Source organism: Gilliamella sp. W8126 (assembly GCF_016102185.1).
In the GTDB taxonomy this organism is placed as follows: domain Bacteria; phylum Pseudomonadota; class Gammaproteobacteria; order Enterobacterales; family Orbaceae; genus Gilliamella; species Gilliamella apis_A.
In genome coordinates, this window is sequence record NZ_JACFPE010000001.1 from 635,972 (window position 1) to 662,921 (window position 26,950).

General features: G+C 32.1%; 22 protein-coding genes and 1 pseudogene. 17 read left to right on the forward strand and 6 right to left on the reverse strand.

Translation table 11 applies throughout. The annotated features are described in order from the left end of the window. Positions 1 to 154 precede the first annotated feature (154 nt). The 3 genes from H3S74_RS03010 to H3S74_RS03020 all read left to right on the forward strand — a co-directional run bounded on the left by H3S74_RS03010 (position 155) and on the right by H3S74_RS03020 (position 3,615). Positions 155 to 1,243 (forward strand): RNA ligase RtcB family protein, encoded by a 1,089-nt coding sequence (locus H3S74_RS03010; RefSeq protein WP_110447900.1) that lies wholly within the window; start codon positions 155 to 157, stop codon positions 1,241 to 1,243. Further along, positions 1,243 to 1,863: a peptide chain release factor H gene (gene prfH, locus H3S74_RS03015; protein ID WP_110447899.1), complete on the forward strand. Its 621-nt coding sequence runs from the start codon at positions 1,243 to 1,245 to the stop codon at positions 1,861 to 1,863. The genes H3S74_RS03010 and prfH overlap by 1 nt, the downstream gene beginning before the upstream one ends. A 222-nt stretch (positions 1,864 to 2,085) precedes the next feature. Continuing rightward, positions 2,086 to 3,615, forward strand: a complete 1,530-nt coding sequence (locus H3S74_RS03020) for a tannase/feruloyl esterase family alpha/beta hydrolase (protein ID WP_198247184.1) — start codon at positions 2,086 to 2,088, stop codon at positions 3,613 to 3,615. A gap of 71 nt (positions 3,616 to 3,686) precedes the next feature. Here H3S74_RS03020 and H3S74_RS03025 read toward each other — a convergent pair whose 3' ends face one another. Then, the gene (locus H3S74_RS03025; RefSeq protein WP_086358907.1) at positions 3,687 to 4,052 is read right to left on the reverse strand and encodes a helix-turn-helix domain-containing protein; all 366 of its coding nucleotides are present in this window, start codon (positions 4,050 to 4,052) and stop codon (positions 3,687 to 3,689) included. A gap of 184 nt (positions 4,053 to 4,236) precedes the next feature. On the opposite strand from H3S74_RS03025, the gene H3S74_RS03030 reads away from it, so the two are divergent. From H3S74_RS03030 to H3S74_RS03055, 6 genes are all read left to right on the forward strand, one after another. After that, a complete protein-coding gene (locus tag H3S74_RS03030; RefSeq protein WP_110447897.1) occupies positions 4,237 to 4,707 on the forward strand; it encodes an ester cyclase in 471 nt (156 codons plus the stop codon). Positions 4,708 to 5,219: 512 nt separating this feature from the next. Continuing rightward, positions 5,220 to 5,501 (forward strand): PTS sugar transporter subunit IIB, encoded by a 282-nt coding sequence (locus H3S74_RS03035; protein ID WP_086358909.1) that lies wholly within the window; start codon positions 5,220 to 5,222, stop codon positions 5,499 to 5,501. 24 nt (positions 5,502 to 5,525) lie between these two features. Further along, entirely contained in the window at positions 5,526 to 6,896 is a 1,371-nt protein-coding gene (locus H3S74_RS03040) for a PTS ascorbate transporter subunit IIC (RefSeq protein WP_198199839.1), read from the forward strand. A gap of 116 nt (positions 6,897 to 7,012) precedes the next feature. Beyond that, complete coding sequence (locus tag H3S74_RS03045) at positions 7,013 to 7,972, forward strand: carbohydrate kinase family protein (RefSeq protein ID WP_086358911.1); 960 nt, start codon at positions 7,013 to 7,015, stop codon at positions 7,970 to 7,972. 33 nt (positions 7,973 to 8,005) lie between these two features. Then, positions 8,006 to 8,866 carry a class II fructose-1,6-bisphosphate aldolase gene (gene fba / locus H3S74_RS03050; protein ID WP_232351527.1) on the forward strand — a complete coding sequence of 287 codons (861 nt, stop codon included), beginning with the start codon at positions 8,006 to 8,008 and terminating at the stop codon, positions 8,864 to 8,866. Between the two features lie 216 nt (positions 8,867 to 9,082). After that, on the forward strand, positions 9,083 to 11,416 hold the full coding sequence (locus H3S74_RS03055) for a TonB-dependent hemoglobin/transferrin/lactoferrin family receptor (protein ID WP_110447896.1): 2,334 nt from the start codon (positions 9,083 to 9,085) through the stop codon (positions 11,414 to 11,416). 96 nt (positions 11,417 to 11,512) lie between these two features. Here H3S74_RS03055 and H3S74_RS03060 read toward each other — a convergent pair whose 3' ends face one another. Then, on the reverse strand, positions 11,513 to 12,091 hold the full coding sequence (locus H3S74_RS03060; RefSeq protein WP_198247185.1) for a hypothetical protein: 579 nt from the start codon (positions 12,089 to 12,091) through the stop codon (positions 11,513 to 11,515). A 34-nt stretch (positions 12,092 to 12,125) separates the two neighbouring features. Next, entirely contained in the window at positions 12,126 to 12,866 is a 741-nt protein-coding gene (locus H3S74_RS03065) for an Imm52 family immunity protein (protein ID WP_198247186.1), read from the reverse strand. Positions 12,867 to 13,374: 508 nt separating this feature from the next. Here H3S74_RS03065 and H3S74_RS03070 point away from each other — a divergent pair. The 4 genes from H3S74_RS03070 to H3S74_RS03085 are packed head-to-tail and all read left to right on the forward strand — an operon-like array spanning position 13,375 to position 17,736. Then, positions 13,375 to 14,262: a substrate-binding domain-containing protein gene (locus tag H3S74_RS03070; RefSeq protein ID WP_198247187.1), complete on the forward strand. Its 888-nt coding sequence runs from the start codon at positions 13,375 to 13,377 to the stop codon at positions 14,260 to 14,262. Positions 14,263 to 14,313: 51 nt separating this feature from the next. Beyond that, positions 14,314 to 15,807, forward strand: coding sequence for a sugar ABC transporter ATP-binding protein (locus H3S74_RS03075; protein ID WP_198247188.1), 1,494 nt, complete (start codon positions 14,314 to 14,316; stop codon positions 15,805 to 15,807). Then, entirely contained in the window at positions 15,804 to 16,787 is a 984-nt protein-coding gene (locus H3S74_RS03080; RefSeq protein WP_198199851.1) for an ABC transporter permease, read from the forward strand. Before H3S74_RS03075 ends, H3S74_RS03080 begins: the two co-directional genes overlap by 4 nt. Positions 16,788 to 16,803: 16 nt before the next feature. After that, on the forward strand, positions 16,804 to 17,736 hold the full coding sequence (locus H3S74_RS03085) for a sugar kinase (protein WP_198221360.1): 933 nt from the start codon (positions 16,804 to 16,806) through the stop codon (positions 17,734 to 17,736). A gap of 354 nt (positions 17,737 to 18,090) precedes the next feature. Here the strand turns inward: H3S74_RS03085 and H3S74_RS03090 are convergent, their stop codons facing one another. Next, positions 18,091 to 18,912 carry a DeoR/GlpR family DNA-binding transcription regulator gene (locus H3S74_RS03090; protein ID WP_198247189.1) on the reverse strand — a complete coding sequence of 274 codons (822 nt, stop codon included), beginning with the start codon at positions 18,910 to 18,912 and terminating at the stop codon, positions 18,091 to 18,093. 309 nt (positions 18,913 to 19,221) lie between these two features. On the opposite strand from H3S74_RS03090, the gene H3S74_RS03095 reads away from it, so the two are divergent. Then, a complete protein-coding gene (locus tag H3S74_RS03095) occupies positions 19,222 to 19,647 on the forward strand; it encodes a hypothetical protein (protein ID WP_198247190.1) in 426 nt (141 codons plus the stop codon). A 212-nt stretch (positions 19,648 to 19,859) separates the two neighbouring features. On the opposite strand, the gene H3S74_RS03100 is transcribed toward H3S74_RS03095, so the two are convergent. Then, positions 19,860 to 21,068, reverse strand: a complete 1,209-nt coding sequence (locus H3S74_RS03100; protein ID WP_198199855.1) for an MFS transporter — start codon at positions 21,066 to 21,068, stop codon at positions 19,860 to 19,862. 138 nt (positions 21,069 to 21,206) lie between these two features. On the opposite strand from H3S74_RS03100, the gene H3S74_RS03105 reads away from it, so the two are divergent. Beyond that, positions 21,207 to 22,118 carry a helix-turn-helix transcriptional regulator gene (locus tag H3S74_RS03105; RefSeq protein WP_110447887.1) on the forward strand — a complete coding sequence of 304 codons (912 nt, stop codon included), beginning with the start codon at positions 21,207 to 21,209 and terminating at the stop codon, positions 22,116 to 22,118. Positions 22,119 to 22,181: 63 nt separating this feature from the next. On the opposite strand, the gene H3S74_RS03110 is transcribed toward H3S74_RS03105, so the two are convergent. Then, positions 22,182 to 24,398, reverse strand: a complete 2,217-nt coding sequence (locus tag H3S74_RS03110) for a TonB-dependent receptor (RefSeq protein ID WP_198247191.1) — start codon at positions 24,396 to 24,398, stop codon at positions 22,182 to 22,184. Between the two features lie 824 nt (positions 24,399 to 25,222). Between H3S74_RS03110 and H3S74_RS12645 the strand changes: the two are divergent. Both H3S74_RS12645 and H3S74_RS03120 read left to right on the forward strand, forming a co-directional pair. Continuing rightward, positions 25,223 to 25,544: pseudogene (locus tag H3S74_RS12645) on the forward strand (carboxymuconolactone decarboxylase family protein); the annotation flags it as partial. A 269-nt stretch (positions 25,545 to 25,813) separates the two neighbouring features. Then, a complete protein-coding gene (locus H3S74_RS03120) occupies positions 25,814 to 26,905 on the forward strand; it encodes a hypothetical protein (RefSeq protein ID WP_198247192.1) in 1,092 nt (363 codons plus the stop codon). Positions 26,906 to 26,950 lie beyond the last annotated feature (45 nt).

Consider the following 26,950-nt stretch of genomic DNA (forward strand, 5'->3'; position numbering starts at 1 on the left):
GAGAGTGATCGTATTGTCACTGGATAAAATTAAACATTTCTTAACGATTAATGTTAAGTTGCGTATGCGTTTTATTTGATGGGTTCATTTAAAAATTTGTCTTTAAACAGTATTGAAAAAAATAACAATAATATTTATTTAAATGGATTGATATATGGACAATTCTATACAGGTGCTATCAGATAAAACGTGGTTAATAGCATCTAAAAATACCTGGATCGAAGGTTTAGCAATACAACAATTACTGACAACAGCTAATTTACCTAATATGGTTAAAGTAATGGGGATGCCCGATCTTCATCCCGGCACAGGCTATCCAATAGGCGCAGCATATTTAAGTCGTGAAATAATTTATCCGGCATTAATTGGTAGTGATATCGGCTGTGGCATGGGATTTTGGCAAACTGACATTAACCTTGCCAAATTGAGTATTGATAAGTTAGAAAAGCAAATAGGGAATATTGATTTGCCTGATACTCGTCACAAATATAATTTAGGTACTATTGGTGGCGGTAATCATTTTGCTGAAATTCAAAAAGTCAGTAAGATTTTTGATGCAACATTATTTAATCAATACCAACTTAATGCCAAAAAACTTTTTTTATTAGTGCATAGTGGCTCAAGAGGTTTAGGACATGCTATTTTGCAAAATCAATTATCACGCTTTGGTTATCAAGGCTTAGCAGATGATAGTGATGATGCATTAAGTTATCTTGAAAAACATGATAATGCAGTTGCTTTTGCAAGATTAAATCGTCAAGTTGTGGCGGAAAGATTAATGACCAATTTGAATACTCAAGGCCATGAAGTACTTAATGTTTGTCACAATTTTTTACAAAAAGTCACCATAGATAAACAGAGCTATTGGTTACATCGAAAAGGTGCATCGTCGGCAATGGATGAACTGGTGATTGTGCCAGGTTCACGAGGTGATTACAGCTATCTTGTCAAACCGATTCAACGAGATGATCTACTTATGTCATTAGCACATGGTGCTGGGCGTAAATGGCGTCGAGCTGACTGTAAAGGTAAGTTGGATAATCGCTATTCAATGCAAGAACTCAAACGGACTAAACTAGGTAGTCGTGTTATTTGTGAAGATAGTAGCCTTATTTTTGAAGAAGCGCCGCAAGCTTATAAATCAATTGATAGTGTAATTGAATCAATGCAGCAAGCTAATATTGTTACTGTCATTGCACAATTGACACCAATATTGAACTATAAAACACAGGGAGGTCACTGATGGCTTTGTTGTTTTTCTCTTCTGCTAGAGGGCCCGATGAGTGTACTTTAGCAGTTGCTAAAGCAGTAACGCAATTTTTAAAAGAGGCTGAGCAACAGTCACTAACCACTGAAATTATCGAAAGCGTATTGGGTGATAAACCCAATACTTTTCGATCAGTATTATTATCGATCGAAGGTGTTGAATGTGACCAATTAATTCAACGTTGGTTAGGGACAATACAATGGATCTGTCAAAGTCCTTATCGCCCACACCATAAGCGAAAAAATTGGTTTTTTGGCGTAACTTGTTTAGCAAACCCTATGGAGTTAAATGACAATACCATTGAATTTACCACTATGAAATCATCTGGAGCAGGTGGTCAACATGTGAATAAAACCGAATCAGCGGTACGAGCAACACATTTAGCAACCGGAATTAGTGTTAAAGTACAAACCGAACGTAGTCAACATGCAAATAAACGGTTAGCTAAATTGTTATTGGCTCATAAATTAGCTGAATATGCAGCTGAACAAACCCAGCAGCAAAAAAATATCCGTCAACAATTTCACTATTCTATATTGAGAGGTAATAGCCAATTGGTCTTTTACGGTGAAAAGTTTCAGCAGAGAAAAGACTGAAAAAATAAATCCGTCGGTTCTATAACGGCGGATAATTTTGTTTAATTATTGTTTTAATTTAAGTTAATCTCTATAAATAATCTTAGGTATTAAATTAATATCGATAAGAGATATTCACTGATAGAAATAATCATGATTAATGTTGTTATTTATACGGCTAATGACTAATATTAATGATAACTAGTTTTATAAATTATATTTTTTGAGGATAGGAATGAGGATATGATGAAATACAGTTTATTGTTTTTATCGGTGTTAAGTTGTTTAGCATCTTCTGCTTATGCGACTTCCGCGAAAGCTAATGTCGAAGAGCGTTGTCACGCATTGGCAAATTTGAAATTAGAGAATGCTAAAGTAGTAAGTAGCGAATTAATTGCCGATCGTTTTTCACCAAGTTCTAAATTAGCTGATACTTTAAGAGGCGCTAAAGCTAAAGAAATTGTTGATTTACCGCAGATTTGTCGCGTCGAATTATCCATAGAACCGGCTATTAATGTCGAAGTTTGGTTGCCGACTAATTGGAATCAACGATTACAAGCAATAGGTGGCGGTGGATATGCAGGATTTATACCATTTGATAAATTAGCCGTAGCTGCTAAAAATGGTTATGTTGCAGCTGCTACAGATACTGGACATACCGGTAATTTAGTTGAAGGCAAATTTGTCTTTAAAGATGGCAAATTACAGGCCGATTCGGTAACTGATTTTGCTTATCGCAGTGTACACGAGATGACAGTAAAAACCAAACAAGTCATAGTGTCATATTATGGTCAAGCTGCTAATTATGCATATTGGAATGGTTGTTCAACGGGTGGAAGACAAGGACTAATGGAAGCACAAAGGTATCCGGCGGATTATGATGGTTTGTATATTGCAGCACCAGCGATCCATTGGGATAAATTTATACCAGCAGAAATATGGCCTCAAATTGTTATGCAACAAGAGCTAGGTAAACCGATCGATAGTGATAAACTGGAAAAAGTTAGAAAAGCGATTATTGAACTGGCTGATGAAAAAGATGGTATTAAAGATGGTCTAGTTAGTGATCCAGCAGCAGTAGATATCAGTGATGAATTGCTATATAAAGCAGGACTTGATAAGGACGAAGTTCGCACATTAAGAAAAATTTGGCAAGGACCAACAGATCAAAATGGCAAATCTTTATGGTTTAGCATTGAACCGACTGCACCACTTGATGTTTTAGCTAGTAATAAAGGACCTTTTCCTATTCCAGAGGATTATTTAAAGTATTGGATTAAACAAGATCCTAATTTTGACTGGAAAACCTTAGGTTACAGCGGTTTTGATAACTATTTTAATGAATCAGTAGAGTTATTCCGTCCAATAATGGGAACTGATAATGCCGATTTGAGTCAATTTAAAAAATTGGGTGGTAAAATGATTATTTGGCATGGCTTGAATGATCGCCTGATCGCACCAAAAGGAACAATTCAATATTATAATAATGTATTGAAGATTATGGGCGGTAAAGATTCAGTAGATGATTTTGCAAAATTCTACCTCGCTCCTGGTGTTGACCATTGTAATGGAGGCGATGGCCCAGATAAAATTAATGGTTTTGAGTCGCTCGTTAATTGGGTTGAGAAAAAACAAGCGCCAAACAGATTAATTGCCCAAAAAATTGAAAATGGTCAGGTTACCCTACAACGTCCTTTATGCCAATATCCACAAAAAACGATTTATCAAGGTAAAGGGGATACTAATAATCCTGAAAACTTTGTTTGTCAGTAATTAAATCATTAGCTAACCAATATATTTGGTTAGCTTTTTTATCCTTTCAAAAATAACTGTTCAAATAATGACTAATTTTGTCGTTTTCTCGCTCGACAAATCGCTTGATGATTTTCATCGGCCCACTGTATTAATGTATTCATTGGTTTAAGAAATGATATACCAAGTTCAGCTAGAGCGTACTCTACACGAGCTGGGACTTGTGCATAAACGGTTCGAGTGATATAACCATCTTTTTCTAGTCTTTTTAATGTCCGTGACAGCATTTGTCGTGATATATCGCCAATTTCTCTATGTAAAGAATTGAATCGCATCGCATTATGTTCTAATGATTTTAGAATTAACAGACTCCATTGATCGCCAATTCTATCGAGAACATCACGAATAGGACATGGATGGTCAAATTCAAATAGTTCACTTCTTGTCGTTTTAGTCATTGTCATAATTTTCGTTATCTAGTTTCCCTAAACAGATTAAGTCACATTGAGCTGACCTAGTCATGTTTATGTTACTTATTGTTTTATTTGGTTTTTATTGTTACCATTCAAGCGGTCTACATTATAGACTAATAACGCATTATAGATAGAGTTTATCTAAATTAAAATAGAAATTGGAGTTGGTATGAATGTAATTAAAAAAAGCTTTGTTATTGGTATTTGTTTGTTGAGTTTTACTGGTATTGCGGTTGCAAAAGATCTAAAGCAAAGAAATCTCGCTCAAGAGGAAGAAAATCGTACACTGGTTATCAATTTTTATAATAACTTCTTTAATAAGCATCAAGTGACGGAGGCAACTAAAACGCTGGCTGAAGATTATAAACAACATAATCCTTATGTCGCTAATGGTAGAACACCTGCGATTACGTATTTCGAAGGCTTCTTCAAACAAAATCCGCAGTCAAGTGCTACTATAGTTCGTTCATCAGTAGAAGGCGATATTGTGTGGTTACATGTCCATTCTAAAATCAATAATGATGATCTTGGTAAAGCGGTAGTTGATATATTCCGAGTTAAAGATGGAAAAATAGTGGAACATTGGGATGTGATCCAAAATGTACCAGAGCAGGCAGAAAATAATAATACGATGTTTTAATGATTGATTCGATAACTTATAAGCGCCTTAATGGCGCTTTTTTCGTTCTTTTTAATTTTTTTAACTTTAAATATTAAGTAAAAATTTATTTGTCATTTCTATTTACGATCCAGCTATTTGTATTTTATATAAAAATCGCTGTTTTTTTGTGCTTTTGATGGTGTCTTTTTTGAACTAGATCACAAAAATAAGCGTTTTAACATTGAATAATTCAATTTATCACTTTTCTATTAGTTTAAATGAATTTTTAATTTATTCAAAATAATCATAATGTTAATCTTTTGTGTTGTCCTTTCAGAAATTTATTTTAGCTTCGATTTTATTATTATTTTGTGACTTGAATCACTCGCCGTATCAAACAGTGTGATATGTATCACGAATCAGTAAATTTTCATTATTTAATATAAAAATCAGCAAATAACTTAATAAATAAGAAATTTGTAAGAAATTTATATTTTACTTTTTTAGTAAAAACTCAATGTTAGGCAAAAATCGAAAAAAGGAGATTAGCAATGTTAAAAATTCGGACAGTATGTGGAAATGGTATTGGTAGTTCATTAATGGCGGCTAATCACGTAAAGAATATCTGTGCTACTTTGAATATCAAGGCTGATGTGGCGTCAATAGATTTTGCTAATGCCGAAGGTGAAAAAGCAGATCTATATGTGACCATTAAAGATTTAGCTAAACAATTTTCTGATCAATCAAAAGTTGTCATTATTCGTAGTTATGTCAATAAAAAGCAAATTGAGGAAGACATTAGTGAAAAATTACAGCAATTAGCTGAAATTTGATGTTTTTTCAAAGGAGATATTCTTATGCAATTGTTACTTTCATTTTTAACGGAGATTTTTAGTCAACCAGCTTTTTTAATGGGAATTATTGCTTTTGTAGGATTAGTTTGTTTGCGTTCTCCATTAAATAAACTTTTGACAGGAACTTTAAAACCAATTTTAGGTTACTTAATGTTAAGTGCTGGTGCTGGTGTAATTATTAGCAACTTAAATCCATTGGGTAGCATTATTGAAGCTGGATTTGGTATTCGCGGTGTTATTCCTAATAATGAAGCAATAGTATCGGTAGCACAAAAAGTTTTAGGTGTTGAAACCATGAGTATTTTGTTGCTGGGCTTTATTATAAATTTAATTATTGCTCGGTTTACTAAATATAAATATATATTTTTAACTGGTCACCATTCATTCTTTCTTGCCTGTTTATTTTCAGCTGTTCTACGCGCGGCTAAATTTGATGGTTGGGAACTCATTATTATTGGTGGTTTTTTATTAGGTTCATGGTCAGCGATTTCACCTGCAATTGGTCAAAATTACACAAAACAAGTGACAGATGATGGCGGGATTGCCATGGGGCATTTTGGTTCGATTGGTTATTATTTATCTGCGTTTATTGCTAAAAGAGTCGGAGATAAAAATAATTCCTTTGCCGATACCGAAATATCTGAAAAATGGGGGTTTTTACGAGATACAACTGTAACAACGGGTATCGTAATGGTAATCATATATATGTTTTGTAGCTTAGTTGCCGGAAGTGAATATATGGCTACTATTACCGAACAAAGCCCAATCATCTTTTCTATTCTGAGTGGTTTACAATTTGCAGTTGGTGTGGCCATTGTTTATAACGGTGTTAGATTAATTCTAGGTGATCTTGTCCCTGCTTTCCAAGGTATTAGTCAAAAACTTATTCCTAATTCAATACCGGCAGTCGATTGTGCTGTATTTTTTACCTTTAGTCCTACCGCTGTTGTCGTTGGTTTTATTTGTTCATTTATCGGTGGATTAATTGGTATGTTTATTTTAGGTGGAATGGGGATGGCATTAATTATTCCAGGTATGGTGCCTCATTTCTTCTGTGGCGGTACCTCAGGTGTATTTGCGGATAAATTAGGTGGCAAACGCGGTTGTATTATCGCATCTTTTATCGGTGGAATATTATTAGCGTTCTTGCCAGCATTATTATTACCTACATTAGGCGATTTAGGTTTCCAAAACTCAACTTTTGCTGATTTTGATTTTGCAGTTTGGGGGATCATCATTGGTAAACTATTTAATATTTTCGGTCAAACTGCTATCTATTTTATCTGTTTAATTTTAATCATTGTTCTTTGTGTGCCATTCTTCTTTAAATCTATCAAAGTTGTTGGTGATTCAAGAAATATAGACCAATCATAATTTGCGACTTCATGGTCGAGTAATTTTATTCTCAACCATGAGTTACTCATTATTTGCAATTAATGAATCTTAGTAAAAACAATTTTTATAGTTAAATGAATAATTAAGGATTAATTATGGCAATACTGACAATTGGACTAGCTTGTTATGATCAGTTTTATTTTACAACTAGTTATCCAAAAGAGAACAGTAAATCATTCGCTTATGATTTTATTGAAAGCGGTGGTGGTCCGTGTGCAAATGCCGCTTATTTATTGGGGCTATGGGGAGAAGATATTTACCATTTAGGACATTTGCATGATGATATATACGGTAACAAAATTGTCTCTGAATTTAAACAAATTGGCGTGAAAACTGATCAAATTATTTTTTCAGATGAGATGATTACGCCACTTGCTGCTATTACCGTCAATAAAGAAAATGGCTCGCGAACTATTATTACGCGAAAATTAAATACTCCACCATCAATAACGACTACCGAAAAAAATAAATTGAATCAGTTTATTCGATATTTACAAGAAAATAAGCGTGATTTAGTTATTCTCATCGATGGTCATGAACCAGAATTAAGTGAATATGTCATTAAACAATTACCTAATGTCAAAGTTGTCATGGATGCTGGATCGTTACGAGATAGTAATCTCTATTTAGCCAAATATACGGATTATCTAGTTGCAAGTGAAAATTTTGCACTTGCTTATGCCCATTTAGATGAATTTACAAATAAAAAGTCATTAGAGAGTGCATTGAAAAAACTAACATCAATAGCTAGAGGTTCGGCTTTTATAACATTAGGCGAAAAGGGATGTGCTTATATGGAAGATAAAAAAGTTAAAGTTAGCCCAAGCTTTCTTTGTCAATCAATTGATACGACAGGTGCTGGAGACATATTTCATGGGGCATTTTCCTATGGGGTAAGTTATGGTTGGAACATTGAAGAGATTATTTCATTTGCAAGTTTAACCGCAGCAATTTCGATTGAACGTAAAGGTGTTCGTAAAGCGATGCCTAATTTATCTGAAGTCAATAAAGCGCAACGTAGATTTGAAAGAAATTTGACTGAATATTTTAAATAACTAATTAATAAATAAAGGATTAAGAGGTAGATTATGTTAGTTTCAATGAAAGATATGTTAAATAATGCTTATCATGAACATTATGCTGTAGGACAATTTAATATCAATAATTTGGAATGGGTAGCTACAGTTTTAAAAACAGCAAAAGAGAATCGATCGCCAGCAATTCTTGGTGTATCAGGCGGTACAATAAAGCATATGTTGGGCTTTAATACTATCCATGCTATTGTCAAAAATGCAATGGATTATTTAGATATTGATGTACCTATTGCTTTACATTTGGATCATGGTCAAAGTTATGAATCTTGTTTTGCCGCAATTAATGCAGGATTCAGTTCAGTAATGTTTGATGGTTCGCATTTACCATTTGCAGAAAATCTCGAAATTACCAAACGTATAGTAGATTATGCGCACAAAAGAGGGGTTTCGGTAGAAGCTGAATTAGGGACTATTGCAGGAAGTGAAGATGGAATAGTTAATTCTCAAGTAATTTATGCAGATCCACATCAATGTTTAACCATGGTAAAAGAAACTAATGTTGATTGTTTAGCTGCAGCATTGGGCTCTACTCACGGTCTATATAAAGGAAAAGCTAAATTAGGATTTAATGAAATGCAGCATATTTCTAATTTAATAAAAATACCATTAGTGCTTCATGGTGGAACAGGAATTTGTGATGAAGATATGTTACATGCGATTTCTTTAGGGACAGCAAAAATTAATGTTAATACTGAAAATATGTATACGTGGTGTGTTGCTATTGGAAAATTATTTGCTGAACAAAAAGATCATGACATTAATGACCCTCGTAAAGTGATTAATCATGGATTAAGTCCGGTAGCAGAAAAAATAACAGAACGAATGAAATTATTTGGATCAGTTAATCGATATTAATCATTCCTTTTATTTAACGAAAAATAAAGCCATCTATCATGATGGCTTTTTTTATTAAAAATAATATTGGAAATTAAATAAATTTTATATTTTGCTGTTTATTTTTTGTTAAACCCAATATACTTGCCATCCCTCTCACATGGTAATGATAATCATTATCATTATTATTTGTGTGGTTAATTTAATTTAAAAATGCATTTTATGAAGGAATGAAATATGAATTATAAGAAGGTGAGTACCATAATGCTCTTTATGAGTTTTTCTCTTCAAGCTGCACCACAGCCTGAAGAGAATAAATTGTCTAACAATATAACAGAACAACAAAAAAATAATAAAAGCAAAACAGTTAATGAAGATATTGATGATGTCATGACAGTTATTGCTCGTTCGTCATCGCAGGATGAATTAAAAAAAATCAATAGTGTGATTGCTGGTCGTTCTACACTTTCTTCTGGTTTAATTGAACAAAAGCAAGCAGATAATGTCGCCGAATTACTTAATACCTTACCTGGTGTAAGTTCTGCTGGTTCGGTAAGGCCGGGAGGACAAACATTAAATATTTGGGGATTTGGTAAAGTTGAAGATGTCAAAATAATTGTTGACGGTGCTCAAAAAGGTTTCCAAAAATATCAACAAGGTTCGGTTTTTGTGGAACCAGAATTATTGAAACAAGTTGAAGTTAATAAAGGTCCACATGATGTCAAATTTGGTAATGGTGGATTTGGTGGTGTGGTTAAAATGGAAACTAAAGATGCCATTGATTTACTTGATCCAGATAAATATGTGGGAGGATTGCTTAAATATAGTTTTCATTCTAATAATCATCAAAATATGGAAACAGGCGCTGTCTATGGTCGTACTAAGAATAATTTTTTTGATGGTTTAGTATACTATACCAAGCGAAATAGCGGTAATTTTAAACGGCCAGATGGATCAAGGTTTGTTTTTTCTGAGGATGATATGGATAGCTACATGGGTAAGTTGAATATTAGACCTAATGAAGAGCACACTTTTACGTTATCAGGTATTCACTCTAAACGTGATTCTTGGCAACCGTGGGCGGCAAAATATGTCGAAAAAATGACGCCTCCTACAGCAGCACAGATAAAAAAATATGGTTATAAAGCTGCATGGTTAAGGAAATTGGTAAAAAGATACCAAACAGATGATTCAGCCCAATTTAAATGGAATTACCAACCAACTTATAATCCGCTCATTGATTTAACACTACATACTACATACTCTAAAACTAAACAACATGATAAGCGCCCAGCTAAATATAATCCAGTTTCTTCGTTAGGAACCATGGGTAATGAAAGTTGGGTCAGTTATACTGATAAAACGATTGAATTGGAAAATGTAAGTTTAATTAATATTGGTGATGTGAAGAACGCATTAAAGATTGGCACACAAGCTCATTTACATGATCGTGATACATTAATGTATTATAAGAATTATGAAAAAAAACCAAACTATCATCATGGTTATTTTCAACCAGCATATATGCCATCGGGTAAACAGCAAACTTATAGTTTTTATGTACAAGATGAAATTTCGGTTAGCAATTTTGTTTTAACGCCTAGCCTACGATATGATTATGTAAGAAATCATGGCACAAAAAATTATGCCTCCGCTTATAATGATCCTGATCCACGTTTTGGACATGATTATTCTCCGGTGACATATAGTGGTTGGACGCCACGATTTGGTACTTATTGGCAAGCAACCAATAATATTGGCTTTTTTGGTGACATCAGTTACGCATGGCAAGCGCCAACCATAGATCAAACTTATGAAGTGCAATTTACGCCTAAAAATGGCGGAAGTGGTAAGATTACTGCGACGAGCCGTAATTTAGATAAAGAACGCGATTTATCAATTCGAATTGGTAATATTTTAGATTTTAATAATTTAATATTGGAAAACGATAAAATACAGGTTCGTAGTACGCTATTTAGGCAACGTGTCACTAATGAAATATTTGTTACTCGTGGCTTTAATGGATCGATTTGTGGGCCCAATAAATCATGTCCTTTAGGCCAATCTAATTATCGAAATCTTCCGGGTAAATTAATTGTGAAAGGCTTTGAACTTGAAGCATATTATGATAGTAAATATTGGTTTTCAAGTGCGACATATTCTATACAGAAAGGGGAACGAGATACCGCACCTCAAGCACCTTGGATGCATAACAAAACCTATGTAGCGACTATTGCTCCTCGTACAGCCACGTTAACTGCCGGATTTAAAATACCAGAATGGAATATAAGAGCCGGATGGAATGCTCAATTTGTCAGAAAACAGGATCGAACCGGGCATGAAGATAGAAATCATGATGGTTTACCTGATCTTGGTGCTTATTCATTAGGACCTTCATCAGGGTATTCATTACATAACTTATTTGCTAGTTGGCAACCAACCTTTTTACCAAAAGCAGAAGTTAAACTATCTGTAGATAATTTATTTAACAAGGATTATAGACTCTATCTTGGTGAAAATACTTATGGTATGGCACGTAACTTTAAAGCCAGTTTTTCTTATCGATTCTGATAATTAAGATATCGTTTTTTGCGATATTGATTAATTGTTTTTTATTCAAGACTCATAAAAGCCCTTATAAAGAAGGGCTTTGTTTTATATATTTTATTATTGGTTAAGATAATTTTTAATAAAATTGAATTTACGAGCTACATAAATCATATCTTGAAATTGTTGTTGGGCTGATTGATCCGTTTTTTCAATCCACGCTTTAATAATAGGGTTATCTTTAAAAGTTGGATCAGAAGCATAGGCGTATAAATAAGTTTCAATGATTTTAATTTCAGTAAATTTTAAATCGACTAAATAATGATAAGCAGCCAATAATCGCTGAAATAATTGCGCTGATTTTTCATTAGGTAATGAAATATGTTCACGTTGCATATTGGTAATTAATTCATTGATATAACTATTTTCATCAACATGATAAATTGTTCTGTTTAAAAGTATTTCTTCGGCTAATTTTTCAGCAAAGTCTTGAGTTATTTTAGCTTTTTGTTCTACCGTTAATCTTGAGTTGCTATTAATTGTTTTCTGTCCGTTTTCGATCGCTTTCATCGCTTCAATATCACTGCGTGAAGGGTTGAGATCAGGATCATATTTTATTACAGCAATAATTGCCGCAGTATTAACTAGAATTTTAGTTGCATCTAACAAAGTAGATTTATTGTTTATAATTTTAACCATTTTAATTCTCAAATTTTTATATTAATGTCATAGATTATAAATCGTGTTTCATTGGTAAAAGATCTGCTTCTCGCAATTTCAATTCCACACTATACATAGTTTTAATATCATTAATATTTTGTCTATTAGGAAAATGATCGAATAAAACAATGACAGTACCAACATGGGTATTCTCTTTTATAATTGGTATTAATTGATAAACTTCTGGATAATCCTTATGTTGTAGTGGACTAGGTATGTAAGCCATTAAAGATAAGTTTATGCGTGGAGGAAAGATATAAATTGAACTAGGAATTTCTCTACTATTCATAGTAATAAAGTTATGGCTAAATTTTTGCGCTAATCCAGTTATAAACGATGCCATTTTATCAATAATTTGTTTACTTTCAGGTAAATTAAAATAGAAACTAACGGAAGATTCACCCGCCTGAAAACCTTCGATAGCTTTGTATCCGGAATAGGACATCAGATTACAATTAGATAATTTTTGACTATCGGCAAAAAAAAATAAAACACTGCCTCTTGTGTCGATTTGTTTACAAGCACGCGATAGTTTTTTTAATCCATATTCGGTAAATCCTTCAGGACTATAAATTAAAGCTTTGGGCTTACCTTTGGCTGTACTTCGATCTGGGTACCAATGGGCATTGTCATCTATACAGTATTGATAAGTATTTAATATGTCATGTAGTTGTTGATTAAGATCGGTAAATACAATTTGCTGCATTCTGGGAAGATGAATTTTAATATCAAATTGCGTCTTGTTTATTTCCATGTAAACATCCTTATTTTTTATCTTTCATTTTTACAAATTAATCATAACATTATTTATCATTAAAAATGAAAGTAGTTTTACTTATTATTTTTTTATTTAAATAAACTAAGATTTGACGATTAAATCGGTCTAACTAGGTTAATTTGTCTGTTTCGAATTGAGTTTGTCGTAGTCAATATTGATGTTGCTAGCTTACTTTTAAATCCTCTATAAATAATATTTAACTTTTAAAATGAAAATATATTTTTATATTTTTGCTTTTATTTTGAAAATTTGAGAGCTTCGTCACAATAAAATTTGTTTCAAAAACTATACTAATAATACGTAGCGTAAAGTTACGAATATTGCAGTAAATAGAGAAAAATTATGGTTTCAAATCTTTTTAAAAATATTTTTCTTTGTATTGTATTTTGATAGTTGCATGATGATAAAGAATAAAAGATTGGATGATTTATTCTTTCTTTCCTATAAGGTTAATTATCATGCTTAAAATTAAGGAGCTCTTTCTATGAAAAAAATATCTAAACTCTTTTTTGTGTGTTTTCTATTTTTTTTCACTTTCGGCGCACATGCTAAGCAATATCATATAGGTGTTTCATTATTAACCCAACAACATCCTTTTTATATCTCATTAGCAGATGCTATAAAACAAAAAGCTCAACAGGAAAATGTTGATTTATCACTATCTATCGCTAGCCAAGATCTTAATAAACAAATTTCAGACATTGAAGATTTTATTATTAAAAAAGTGGATTTAATTATTTTATCACCAGTTGATTCAAAAGGTGTACAAGCTGCGATTATGAAAGCTGAAAAGGCGAATATTCCAGTTATTACTGTTGATGTTCCTGCCGTTGGCGTCAAAGTCGTTAGTCATATTGCGACCAACAATTATGCTGGTGGTGTTACTGCCGGTGAGTTAATGGGGCAATTATTAAACGGTAAAGGAACGGTTGGTGTTATTGATTATCCTATGGTGCAATCAGTTGTTGATCGTGTTGATGGATTTAAAGAAGGATTGTCTAAAACTCCAGACGTGAAAATAGTGTCTATTCAAACCGGAATTACCCGTGCAGAAGCTCTTGTTGTTGCACAAAATATGTTACAAGCATACCCAGACTTAAATGGAATTTTTGGTTTTGGTGATGATGCTGCATTATCAGCGGTTATCGCGGCGAAATCTGTTAAAAATAATAATATAAAAATCATTGGTTTTGATGGCATGGATGAAGCCAGAAAAGCTGTAGATAAAGAAAAAACATTCGTAGCTGTAATCCAACAATATCCAAATAAGTTAGGTGAAATCGCTGTAGCTACTGCAATTGACTACTTAAATGGTAAAAAAGTCGATGAAGTAATCCCAGTCACTCCTGGCGTATATACAGGAAAAAAATAATTCACAATAAGGGATAGGGTAATATCTATCCCTTCCACAAGGAATCAACTAATGAATAATATCATATTATCTGTGGATTCTATTGCCAAAAATTTTGGTCCGATTCAAGCTTTGAAAAATGTTAGTTTAGACATCTACCAAGGTAGAGTTCATACGCTATTGGGCGAAAATGGCGCAGGAAAATCTACATTAATGAAAATTCTAGCCGGAATTTATCCGCCAAGTAGTGGAACAATTACCTATCAAGGCAATGTTATCACTATAAAGAATCCAACAGAATCAAGAAAGATAGGGATTGCTATAGTTTTCCAAGAATTGAGTTTAAGTAATAACCTAACGATTGCTCAGAATATTTATGCAAATAATGAACCAAATAAATATGGCATTATTTCTGATAATCAAATGATTAAAAATTGTAATGCATTATTTGCGGAGTATGGAATCAAATTAAATCCAGCACAAATTGTTGGAACCATGTCTATGGCGCAACGGCAATTGGTTGAAATTGCAAAAGCACTTAGTTATGACGCGAAAGTATTAATCATGGATGAACCGACTTCATCATTAAGTGATAATGAAGCAGAACTACTCTTCAATATAATAGAAAAACTTAAACAAAAAGATGTTGCCATTATATATATTTCGCACCGAATGGATGAGATCATGCGTATCTCTGATGATATTTCTGTTATGCGTGATGGCGAGTATATTGCCACCCACCAAAAAACCGAAACCACCATAGATCAGCTCATTGCTGAAATGGTTGGCCGTGAAGTACAAAATATTTATCCACCGAAATTACCTCATCAAATTCAGGAAGATCCGCCTTTATTAGAAGTTAGAAACTTAGATCATTTTAGAGAATTCAAAAATATTAGTTTTAAGGTGCATTCTGGTGAAGTAGTTGGTTTTTTTGGTTTAGTTGGTGCTGGTCGTTCAGAAGTGATGAAAGCATTGTTTGGGGTAACTAAATACCAAGGTGAAATTTTTATTTCAGGTAAAAAAGTCAATATTAATTCACCAACTCAAGCCATTGAACATGGCCTTGCTTTTGTTACCGAAAATCGTAAAGAAGAAGGCTTGGTTTTGATGCATGATGTTCATTCAAATATTAATCATATTGCCTTTCAATATGAGCCATCATTTATCATCAATAATAGAAAAGAATTATTAAATTCGACTAAATATATAAAGAAGATGGCTATCAAAACCAATAATCCATTCCAAGTAACCGGTAGTTTAAGTGGTGGTAACCAACAAAAAATCGTTATTGCCAAATGGTTAGTGAAGCCACCTAAAATTTTGATTTTAGACGAACCCACTCGGGGAATTGATATCGGTGCCAAATTGGAAATTTATAAATTAATAAGAGAACTATCATCAAAAGGTACTGCAATCATTATGATCTCATCAGAACTACCCGAGGTGATGTCTATTAGTGATCGTTTATTTGTTATGCGTAATAAAAAAATTGTAAAGGAATTTAATACTGAAGGGTTAACTCAACCAGAAGTAATGAATATAGCAACAGGAGCATGTGCATGAATACAAAAGAAAATACCTCGATGAATAATAGTAATTTTAAAGAATCTTTTTTTAAAGTATTCCGTCAATATGGTGGAATTGTTATCGGGCTAATTGCTTTATTCATTCTGTTTTCATTTATGAATAGAAACTTTTTAACTAGTACCAATATTATGAATATCGTCTTGCAAGTATCGATTATTGCGATTACGGCATTTGGTATGACATATGTATTGTTGCTTGGCGATATCGATTTATCCGTCGGTTCAACTATAGCGTTAACTGGCACATTAGCGGCACTTGCTTTACTTTGGGGATTGCCATTTTATCTTGCCATAGTTATAGCTTTGTTACTTTCAATTGCGGTTGGTTTTATCAATGGTAGTTTAACGGCACTTGCTGGTATTCCATCGTTTATTGTGACTGTAGCAACTATGGGGATTTTCCGTGGGATTGCTTATATCATTACAGATGGTAAACCTGAAATGATTATGGATGATGTATTTCTTGAATTAGGTAATGGTGATATTTTTTCAATTCCTAATCCAATATGGGTGCTATTAATATTGTTATTAGTCAATCATTTCATCTTATCTAAAACGACTTTTGGTCGAAAAATTTATATTACTGGTGGCAACAAAGAAGCCGCTGTTTATTCTGGAATTAATGTTAAAAAATTAAAAATACAAGTTTTCATGATAACTGCATTAATGGCAGGGATCAGTGGATTATTGTTAGCATCAAGACTTTATTCAGGCCAACCAAGTACTGCGCAAGGTTATGAATTAGATGCTATTGCTTCAGCAGTTTTAGGAGGAACAAGCTTAAATGGCGGTCACGGCACAATTATTGGAACAATGATAGGCGCTCTAATCATCGGTGTTATTAATAACGGCATGAACTTGATGAACATTCCTTATTTTTATCAACTAGTTGTTAAAGGATTAGTCATTCTATTAGCTGTATATATTGATGTTCGTAATAAGAAAAACAGAGTTTAAATGGAGTTGAATTAATATGAAAAAAATATTTACACTAGGTGAAATTGTTGTCGAAATTATGGCTAACCAAAAAGGGCAATTATTTACACATGATGGACTATGGAAGGGCCCATTTGCCAGTGGTGCTCCAGCAATTTTTATCGATCAAGTGGCGAAATTAGATGAACCAGCGGCGATGATAAGTTGTGTTGGTAATGATGGCTTTGGTGAGTTAAATATAAAAAAACTGGCTGATGATGGTGTTGATATCTCTCATATTAAAGTTATGGATGACCAAACTACGGGAAGCGCATTTGTAACTTATCATGAGGATGGTAGTCGGGATTTTATTTTTAATATAAAAAATGCTGCTTGTGCTCTGATTAATGAAGACATGGTTAGTCAAAAGATTTTAGAAGATTGCGATCATCTACATATAATGGGATCTTCGCTGTTTTCTAAACAAATTCTTGATACCGCTAAGAAAGCTATAGCAATAGTTAAACAAAATAAAGGTATCATTTCCTTTGATCCTAATATCCGTAAGGAAATGTTAAATCTGCCAGGCGTTAAAGAGGCGCTGTTAGCAATATTACAGCAAACCGATATTTACTTACCAAGTGAAAGTGAAGTCACACTGTTAGCCGATACGGATAATGAGAAGCAAGCGATCGATTATTTTTTAAATAATGGTATATCTTCTATTGTTATAAAAAAAGGTAACAAGGGCGCGAGTTATTATTCGGCAAATGAATCTTTTGATGTGCAACCTCATTTAGTTACCGAAATAGATCCGACTGGTGCAGGGGATTGTTTTGGTGGTGCATATGTCGCTTTAATTCATAAAGGGTTTTCAGCCAAAAAAGCCTTAACTTATGCTAATGCTTGCGGTGCGTTGGCGGTGACAAAACAAGGACCAATGCAAGGTACGTCAACATTAGAGCAGATTGAAAAATTCCTACAAAAATAGTTGATTTCAATCATGATTAAGCCCCTAATTAGGGGCTTTTTTTATTAAATTTGCCATAAAAAACATTACATTATTTAAAATTTTCAATAATTTTTTATATATTGTTTTATGCCTTCAGAAATCAATAATATTGAAAATAGCGATTTAAATTTTTGCTTATTTGTGTGACGTTGTCACTAATTTTAAGGCAAATCTTAACTAGAATTAGCTTACAATATTAAATAAAAAATCTAGTTAAATAATAGTTGATATTATACTATTCAAAGTGTTGTTAATTATAGAAAAATCAATAGTATAGTTTTATTCTAACTATTTATTTGGTAAATATTTATAAACATAAATTGTGAATTAATTTTATTTTTTCATTGAGTTTTGATAAATAACGCTATCTTTATTAACACTAGATTGTTTAAATGAACAATTAGTTATCTGCTGATGATATTCTGCCATTGTTGAGTTAGAAAGAATGATGACATCAATTTGCTGAAGTGAAGCAAATCCAAAAGTATCATTTTCTTCAATTCGACTGGGGAGAAGTGCGATGCAACAATTAGCGTTGCTTAATAATAACTGATAACCTTCCATCAATTGACTATTCGATATGGCAATTTCATCATCGGTATTGATTGCCTCTATTTCAAATATAACGGTAGATAATTCATATTTTGCTAATAGAGTTTGCACATCATTTTTATCAAAATTAGTATATTTTTGATTAAATACTCCACCAATTAACACGATTTCACCCTGAATATAATCTTTTGCTAACATAGCAAAGCTTAAATCATTAACGATCAGAGTGAGATTTTTTTTATTATATAAATATGGTATGAGTTTTCTAGTTATTTTACCATTTAACAAACATAGCGTATCGCCATCATTGATGAATGATAAACATCGCATAATCAAACTAATATCAGAGTAAGCGTTTTGGGCTTCATTGTTTGATTCTTGATGAGATTTATCAAAACTATCTTTAGGTTGTAAATATATGGCTCCACCAAAGGATCGTTTAAGATAACCTTGTTGTTCTAAATAATTTAAATCTTGTCGTATAGTGACACCAGATACATTTAATAATTCAGATAATTCATCAACTTTCACTTCGCCTTGCTTTCTAACTATTTCGGCAATATCTAATCGTCTTTTTAACAGTGAAGTATTTCCTTTAGCCAATTTTATTTACCTCTTTAAAAATTATGTGTTAATGAACTATACAAAAACAGATGATTAAATACTTGTGCAAATAAAATTTAAAGTTGAGATATCTTGCACGTTACTAAATCAGAAATAATCTTTATTAATATCAGTATAATGAATTTGTTGATTATAATGATGCATACATAAAAATAATATAAAGCAGATTATTTCACTTATATTATTACTAAATTGAAAGATTAAATATATATTTAGCTTTATTATCTGCTTTATTTTGTATAAATGGTGAGCTAACATTAGTTAGAAACTAATAAAAGTGAATACGTTATGATCAAAAAATTAACCAATATACAAATTCATAACAATACAATCATCATAGATGGCCATGAAAGTAAAGTTCGTGTTGATGGAACTTGCTTAGAGGCTGCTCTATTAGTGGATGACAATTATATTTTGTTATTTGTTACTTTTGATTGTCCATTTGAAGAAATTTTAGCTATTTATTTATTAGATTTACAACAAAATAGAATAATTGATAAAGCGAAAATATATCGAATGTATTATACAGATTTTTTCAGTGATTTAGTGATTCTTTCAGAAAATAGGATTTCTTTTGATTTTCTGATCGAAGGTGGTTGGACATTAGAGTTATTTGATAAACCGAAAAGATCGCTAACGTATTTATTTCCAACATTATTGGTGAAGCGACCATTTTCATTAACGAGATACTTTAGTATAAAAAATAATGTTTAATACGATTCAAAACTTTATATGATTGATATCGTCATTTAACTAATATTTTAATTAAATCAATTTATTAATTATTTTGGTGTAAAAATTAGTAGAGTAAGTTGTAATACATTTTTATAGTTAATCAAACAATAATTTAAAGTTATGTATCAATAGATTAAAACGTACTGTTATACTCAAGAGACTGTACAAAGATATCAAAAAATTACAACTTATTATTTATTTCTAATCATTAAGTTAATAACAATTATACTTATTAGCGCCAATAAAAAGGCAATGAGATAATTAAAGTATTCAGCGATTGTCATTGAAATTGAGGAACCGATTATTTCAGAGAATAATAAGCTACTTTGAAAAATAGCATAATCTGTAGCGGTTTGCTTTCCTTGTTTGGCAAAAATCATTGTAATGGTATAAATACTAACATTAATCGTACCAATACCAATACCTAAAATAGTCATCATAATGGTAGTCGTAATAGGATTAATATAGTCAGGCATATTGTAAAGTAAACACCAAAACAGAATTAGAAAAAAGAGTAGAGCAAAACCAATTTTTAGTGTTTGATAAGGTTGTTTAGTTTTTAATAAATAGGCTGCAATGGCACAACCTAAAAGCATGGTTAAATAACCACCAATACCTGTATAAATACCAACATCACTCACAGAGAACCCATGATCCAGTAAAATAAATTTAGTTGTGGTTAAAATTACCGAACCAGCAAAAGGTATCATGATTGCAAGAAATAGCATATGGTAAGCATTTTTTCGTTTAAAAAAATTGTGGATTCTTGCTCTGGAATTGGATCGCGAATTGTGGCCTAAATTAGGCTCTGTCCATATAGTGAGTTGTATAATCGATACAAAAATAATTACAACTAACAGTAAAATACTATAGGTTTTTCCTAAATAATCATAACAAACGGTTACTCCAGCCCCGCCAATAAGCATACCAGTAATATTGCCCATTACTTGAATACTATTTATCTGGCTAATAGTGTTGTTTTGCGATAAATCTGCTGCAAGCCCGTCAGTTGCAATATCGAGTGTTGCAGAAACGATACAGGATAAAATAATAACTAGTAGAAGATAAGTAGTGGTTTCTGATGTGAAAGGGGTGAAAGCAATAATGGTTATCAAAATTGCTAATAGACATTGCATTGGTAGTAACCAACTTTTTCGATAACCTATTTTAGTTATCCAGTGATTTTCGACTAACGGAGCCCATATAAATTTGATAACCCAAGGCAAACCCGCTAGTGGAATCATTGCTATCACGGCTAACGAAACACCTGAATCACGTAATAAGATAGGGTAGGCGTCAAAAGCTAATCCAACGGGAATACCTTGTATGATATAGAGTTGCGCAATAATAAATAAAAAATAACTTTTCTGCTTATAATAAGGAATGGTTTTATTATCCATGAAAATTTCTATATGTATATATAATAATTATCTTATTACATATTCTATACTCCTAAGCATTACAACTTATAAATAGTAGCTTTATTATGTTGTAAATGCAAATGATATTTGTTATCGTTTGCATTGTTTGGAGGATGTATGTGTTTTGATAATCAATTAACCAATAAAAATCTAAATTATAGCGGTAAAGGTCTATCATATATTGAGTTACAACCAGGCTTAGCTATATGTATTAACAGTGCTGCAGATCTAAATGCTGTGGATGTTAGTAAAACGTTTTCGAGTAGTGAAAATTGCTTATGCTTTAATTGCCAGTTACAAGGTAAATTGAGTGTACAGATTAAAGATAAGAAATTTGTAAGTAAAGAAGGCGATTTAACCTTTGGTTTCGCTGATGGTGAGATTTTTCATTTACAACATTCCAAGGATTTTTGCAATATTGAGGTTATGATAATGCCAAAATTATTGGATGTTTTAATTGGTGATATGGATTTTCAATTTTCTTGTTTAGATGAAAAGATCAATTTCTTTTTGCAGCATTATCAGATACAGCAAAACAAAAATGTATTATCTTGTGCTCGACAACTATTTTATTTAATGCAAAACACTGATTGTAAAATCACCAACCGTCTATTGTTATATGCCCATGTTTTAAAGTACTTAAATTGGTATTTTAAGTCTTTTGAACAACAATCTACTAAACATGAATTTACGCAATGGGAATATCAACAACTTAACCATGCTCGTAATTGTTTAATAAGTGATTTAACCTGTCCTCCTACTATCAATTGTTTAGCTAAACAAACAGGTCTCAATCAGAGTAAGTTAAAAAAAGGTTTCAAGCAGATTTTTGGTAAAAGTATTTATGCTTATTTTTTGGCAGAAAGGATGCATAAAGCTAAACAGTTATTAGCCGAATATAGTGTTACAGAAACGGCAATTATGATGGGTTATAGCAATATTAGTCATTTTAGTTCAGCATTTAGAAAACAGTTTGGGGTATTACCTAAAGAGATACGCCGCCAGTATTCGTCTAAGTTTCTCGAATAATGACGGCATGGTTAAGCTATTATTTAACTGATTTAAAGTGTATCCCTTTAAAATTAAGTATTGTTAATAGTTATAAATAAAACCAACTCCTAAAGTTCGGCCTCTACCAGGCGAACCAATTGTTGCATCAGGGCCATCATGAGACAGTGCTGGAATATGATATCCCCATAAATCGTAGGATTTATTTAGTAGATTGTCACCCCACACATAAAACTCAGCATTTTCTGTTTTGACAGCAATTCGAGCATCAAGTTTGTTATAAGCTTTTAAGCCAAATTTATTTTGCACATCAGCTTGGCGAGAACCAATATAACGATCAGTTATTTGCGTTTCTAATGATATTCCTGAAGCTAAATTTAGTGGTATAGAGTGTAGAATGGTTAAGTTAGCATTCCAATGAGATGTATCCGGCACTTCGTTATGTTTTTTTACATGAGCTAAACTTTTGTTAGGCGTACCGACTATTTTAGCATTGGTGTAACCTATGCCGCCTGAAAAGTCTAAATTTCCTGGTGCCTTCCAAAAACCATCTAGCTCTACACCATAACTTCGGATATCATAATTTTCAACCACAGAAACAAACGTCGCTGGATTATAAGCCATTAGATGTTCACGTTTAGTATCGTTATAAAAGAATGCCGTGTTTAATCCTACCGTATTATTTTCAGTTTTTAACCCTATTTCATAAGCGTTTACATACGCTGATTTATAGGCTTGATCTGAACGACCAATAGTAGCAAAATCCGTACCTTCATCATTGAAACCACCTGTTTTATATCCTCTTGAGTAAAGACCATATAGGGTAGCATAATCATTAAGTAAAAAATTCAAACCTAATCGGCCAGTAGTAAAGTTATCGGTTATCTTTTGCTTATCAAAAGCCAAGGTTGGTTTATCTTTATTATTTTCAGCATAAATTGAGTTAGCTAGCCATTTTGCATGATAATTCTTCTTTTCGTAAGATTGACGAAGACCTGCTGTTAATTTGAGTTTTTCGGTAACAGGGTAGGTGACTTCACCAAACACTCCGACATTATCTGTTTCGAACTGTCTTCTAATGTTAGCATTCAATGCATTACTTGGATAAAACACATCCATAACATCATAAGTATTTCTATGACGATCATTAGTATAGTAGTTTATACCTGCTACCCAAAATATTGGTGCTTCAGGTTTAGATGAAATTCTAAATTCTTGAGTGAAAAGATCTTCTTTGGTTAAATAAGACCAATTAGATGGTGGTGACATACCGCTCAAATGGTGGTATAAGCTACCTTCATAAATTGGTGATCTTCTGTCACTTTTGCTATACGAATAACCGGTAATAGAACTCAATAAGCTATTATCCAACTCATGTTCCACTTTTAAATTGAAACGATAAATATTTTTGTCATTCTTGTCACTGCTATTTGGAATGTCAATCTTAGGGTGATGTCCGTATGGGCGCATCATATACATATCGTCCATACCCATAGCTTCTTCTATTTCGGTAATAAATGAGATAGAAGTGAGTTCTGAAGCTTCCCATAATAATGTGCCTCTAGCGATTTTATTTCTAAGAATACTCACCGGTTTATGGTCATTAACATTTTCTAGAATGCTATCTGCTTCATCATAACGGACAGCAAATCGAGCACTTAATTGATCGGATAAAGGGCCACTGATGACGCCTTCGGTTAATATTTGATTATTTTGTCCGAATTCGGTTCTAAAAGCTGATTCAAAATAGCGAGTTGGTTTTTTCGAAATAACGTTGATAGCACCAGCCTCGCTATTTCGGCCAAATAATGTCCCCTGCGGGCCTTTTAATACTTCGACACGCTGAACATCAAGTAAATTTAAGGTCGTATTACTTTTTGATTGAGGCATCCCATCCACGTTAATACTAACCGAGCTGTCATCGCCACTCATAGGTAATACAGAACCGACACCACGCATTCGAATAGATTTCGCTGCCCCCATATTACTAATTACTTGTACACCGACAGTATCATTTAAAGCTTTTTCTAAAGTCGTCTCTCGTCGGTCAACCAGTTTTTTATCGTCAACAATATTGACCGTAAATGGTATATCCTTGGCTGACTCTTTTACATGCCTAGCAGTAACTATTAATTGTTCTACTTGATCACTATCGTCTTTTTTTTCAGCTGTATCTGCCATTGCGTTAAACGATAAACATAAAATACCGGCCATTAACCACGGTGAACCAATAATGCTTTTGTTAGAACAAACTAATGCTTTATTAGTTATTTTATTGGTAAAAACTAATTTGTATCTCATATTATTTTCCTAAATTCAACCATAACCTACATAATCAATAGGGAATACTTTTGGTAAATTAATAAATGATTATTAAATGTGCTAGCTAGTAGCATCATTAACATATTTAATTAAGAATGATTATCATTTATAATGTAAATGTTTTGCTAGCAAAGGACTCCCCATATTGGGCAAAAATAACCGAATCAGTTCTAAATTCTTTTAAATTTAATTTTTTTTTAATTAATAAATTAATTTTTAAGGGAAAATATATTTGATACTCTTTAAATATTTAACGATATTAAGAATATTATTTAACTAATTCGTATTAGGTAATATTGTAAAGTAAGTGATTTGTATTCACTATAAATGGCGGATAGTGGATAATTTTGCTAATTAATTTGCAATGAAATTGGTTGGGGAATAAGTTAGTTTGAGTTCTAGTGTTCTATTAGTCTATTTTTATAGAGAGTGGAATATGGCTACCCGTTATTTTCAATTTACTTATAATTGAAGATAATGTTTTAATATTTTTGTGTTAATAAAAAGATGAAAATCCTAACCATGGATAGCGAGAATATAACTTAATTAATCCATAATTTTTTCAAGAAATTAGATATTGATAGTTAGGCAGAATACGAAATTAGGCGATTAAAGACCGAAGAGAGAAAATGAACAAACTGTAATTAACTGAAAAGATTTATTGATAATAATTGTTTTCCTCAGTTATTTCTTCATTAAGATAATTATTCATTATGATTAAAAGAGAACAATATCTTATTGAAATCTCCAAATTTGTTAGATTTTTTAATTTGATTTTTTCATAATACAAAATAAAAGAAAAAATTAAGAACAAAGTAACAGCGGGAAGAGATGTACTAGGCGAATTCGTTCCTAAGTTTGCTGAGCTTAATGATGTTATATTATTTGGCGAAGTTTGGTCTAGAGAAAAAGAGCTCTCAGCAAGAGATAGAAGTTTAGTCACAGTTACGGCATTACTTGCCAGTAGTATCTTAGATAGTTCTTTACAATTTCATTTGCAGATTGCAAAAAAATAACGGTATCACTAAGCAAAAAATAGCAGAAATTTTAACTCATGTAGCATTTTACGTTGGTTGGCCTAAAGCATGGGCTGCGTTTCGTATAGCAAAAGAGATTTGGAAAGATTAGTTTTTACTACTGAATTACAAAGAAATTGTAAAATAAACTTGAATAAGATAATTAAATCCATTTTTTAGAAAAGATAGTATTGAATTAATATGTATTGAATACTATTCGTATTTATATCATTACTGACCTGTTAAATTTGAAATAAAAGGTTAAAATAGCAAATAATATTTACTATGAAATTATGTAATGCCACAAATTAAACAATGCTGATACATTGATATACCAACGAATAAGTGGATTGCGTTCTAAAAGACTAAGAACACAAAATGAAAGATAATTGCCAATTTATTACTAATAAATTTTATCGATATGACTACATTCCCTATGGACATACTGATTGTTATCGTATTATTACCAATGAGGGAGTTTATTTTTTTTATAAAAACCAATTTATCGATGTAAGTGTCTTAGATAAATTAAATGAAGGCGATGTTATCCATATTGCTTCTCACGCACTTAATGATGGCACTTTTTGGCTCCACTGGTTAGTTTCATGGAAAGGAGACTTGGCTATTCGTAATAAATTACATTGTGCTTTCCCTCATCCTTCTACATTAATTTTACCATTTTTGATCTTGATAGGATTTTGGCTGGATCTTCAATTTATAACACTATTTTTAGCCACTGGGTTGTTTCTAATTTTGATATGGTGTATTTGTTCAACGCTATTTCGTTTAATAAATTTGGTTTTACCTAAACAATTTTTTTTACGTCAGCGATATCATAAATTAAAAAAAGGCGATCTTAGTTTTATGAAAACCTCGTTTTTAGAACATCGTAAAACCGTTAATTGTTCATCAACAGACTTACCTGTATATGAAGGAATTGCAACTAATATAGATAGACAATTAATTTATCGATCGGAACGAAGGAAAATATTATTTGATCTTAGCGGTGTTAGACTATTTTTCGATGAACTTGCTTTAGATAATGATCATATACCGGTTGTTTATTCTTTTGGCCATCCGACGTTTATTGCATCAGGAGATAAACTCAGTTTAATATTTGAAAATAATAAAATACATGGGATTATTAATCATACCGATGGTTCAAGCTATTTAATTCCTCATTGTATTTGGATAAGTAAACAAAAAGCGAAAACGTTATTACGTAATTGGTATTTTTATACTATTTTTGCCCCAATTGCATTTTTATTATTACAGATAATTATATATCCAATTAAAGAGTTTGATTTTATAATGAATGGTTTTTTATGGATAATATCCGGAGCACAAATTATTCCTTTACTCCTGTTACTATTTTATACACTATTTTCATATCTTAATGATCGTTCCTATGCCAAACGAGTTTTAAAATGGTTATATCAAACCACAGGACATTGGCCGAAAGAGCTCTGAATAACAACAACTAAGCCAATATAGTTAAGATGAATTAATCTATAA

Coding starts and splice junctions, on each gene's coding strand:
- H3S74_RS03055 (WP_110447896.1), top strand. CDS start 9,083: ATGAATTATAAGAAGGTGAGTACCATAATGCTCTTTATGAGTTTTTCT.
- H3S74_RS03100 (WP_198199855.1), bottom strand. CDS start 21,068: ATGGATAATAAAACCATTCCTTATTATAAGCAGAAAAGTTATTTTTTA.
- H3S74_RS03110 (WP_198247191.1), bottom strand. CDS start 24,398: ATGAGATACAAATTAGTTTTTACCAATAAAATAACTAATAAAGCATTA.
- H3S74_RS03080 (WP_198199851.1), top strand. CDS start 15,804: ATGAATACAAAAGAAAATACCTCGATGAATAATAGTAATTTTAAAGAA.
- H3S74_RS03045 (WP_086358911.1), top strand. CDS start 7,013: ATGGCAATACTGACAATTGGACTAGCTTGTTATGATCAGTTTTATTTT.
- H3S74_RS03075 (WP_198247188.1), top strand. CDS start 14,314: ATGAATAATATCATATTATCTGTGGATTCTATTGCCAAAAATTTTGGT.
- H3S74_RS03065 (WP_198247186.1), bottom strand. CDS start 12,866: ATGGAAATAAACAAGACGCAATTTGATATTAAAATTCATCTTCCCAGA.
- H3S74_RS03035 (WP_086358909.1), top strand. CDS start 5,220: ATGTTAAAAATTCGGACAGTATGTGGAAATGGTATTGGTAGTTCATTA.
- H3S74_RS03020 (WP_198247184.1), top strand. CDS start 2,086: ATGATGAAATACAGTTTATTGTTTTTATCGGTGTTAAGTTGTTTAGCA.
- H3S74_RS03010 (WP_110447900.1), top strand. CDS start 155: ATGGACAATTCTATACAGGTGCTATCAGATAAAACGTGGTTAATAGCA.
- H3S74_RS03025 (WP_086358907.1), bottom strand. CDS start 4,052: ATGACTAAAACGACAAGAAGTGAACTATTTGAATTTGACCATCCATGT.
- H3S74_RS03105 (WP_110447887.1), top strand. CDS start 21,207: ATGTGTTTTGATAATCAATTAACCAATAAAAATCTAAATTATAGCGGT.
- H3S74_RS03040 (WP_198199839.1), top strand. CDS start 5,526: ATGCAATTGTTACTTTCATTTTTAACGGAGATTTTTAGTCAACCAGCT.
- prfH (WP_110447899.1), top strand. CDS start 1,243: ATGGCTTTGTTGTTTTTCTCTTCTGCTAGAGGGCCCGATGAGTGTACT.
- H3S74_RS03120 (WP_198247192.1), top strand. CDS start 25,814: ATGAAAGATAATTGCCAATTTATTACTAATAAATTTTATCGATATGAC.
- fba (WP_232351527.1), top strand. CDS start 8,006: ATGTTAGTTTCAATGAAAGATATGTTAAATAATGCTTATCATGAACAT.
- H3S74_RS03070 (WP_198247187.1), top strand. CDS start 13,375: ATGAAAAAAATATCTAAACTCTTTTTTGTGTGTTTTCTATTTTTTTTC.
- H3S74_RS03085 (WP_198221360.1), top strand. CDS start 16,804: ATGAAAAAAATATTTACACTAGGTGAAATTGTTGTCGAAATTATGGCT.
- H3S74_RS03060 (WP_198247185.1), bottom strand. CDS start 12,091: ATGGTTAAAATTATAAACAATAAATCTACTTTGTTAGATGCAACTAAA.
- H3S74_RS03030 (WP_110447897.1), top strand. CDS start 4,237: ATGAATGTAATTAAAAAAAGCTTTGTTATTGGTATTTGTTTGTTGAGT.
- H3S74_RS03095 (WP_198247190.1), top strand. CDS start 19,222: ATGATCAAAAAATTAACCAATATACAAATTCATAACAATACAATCATC.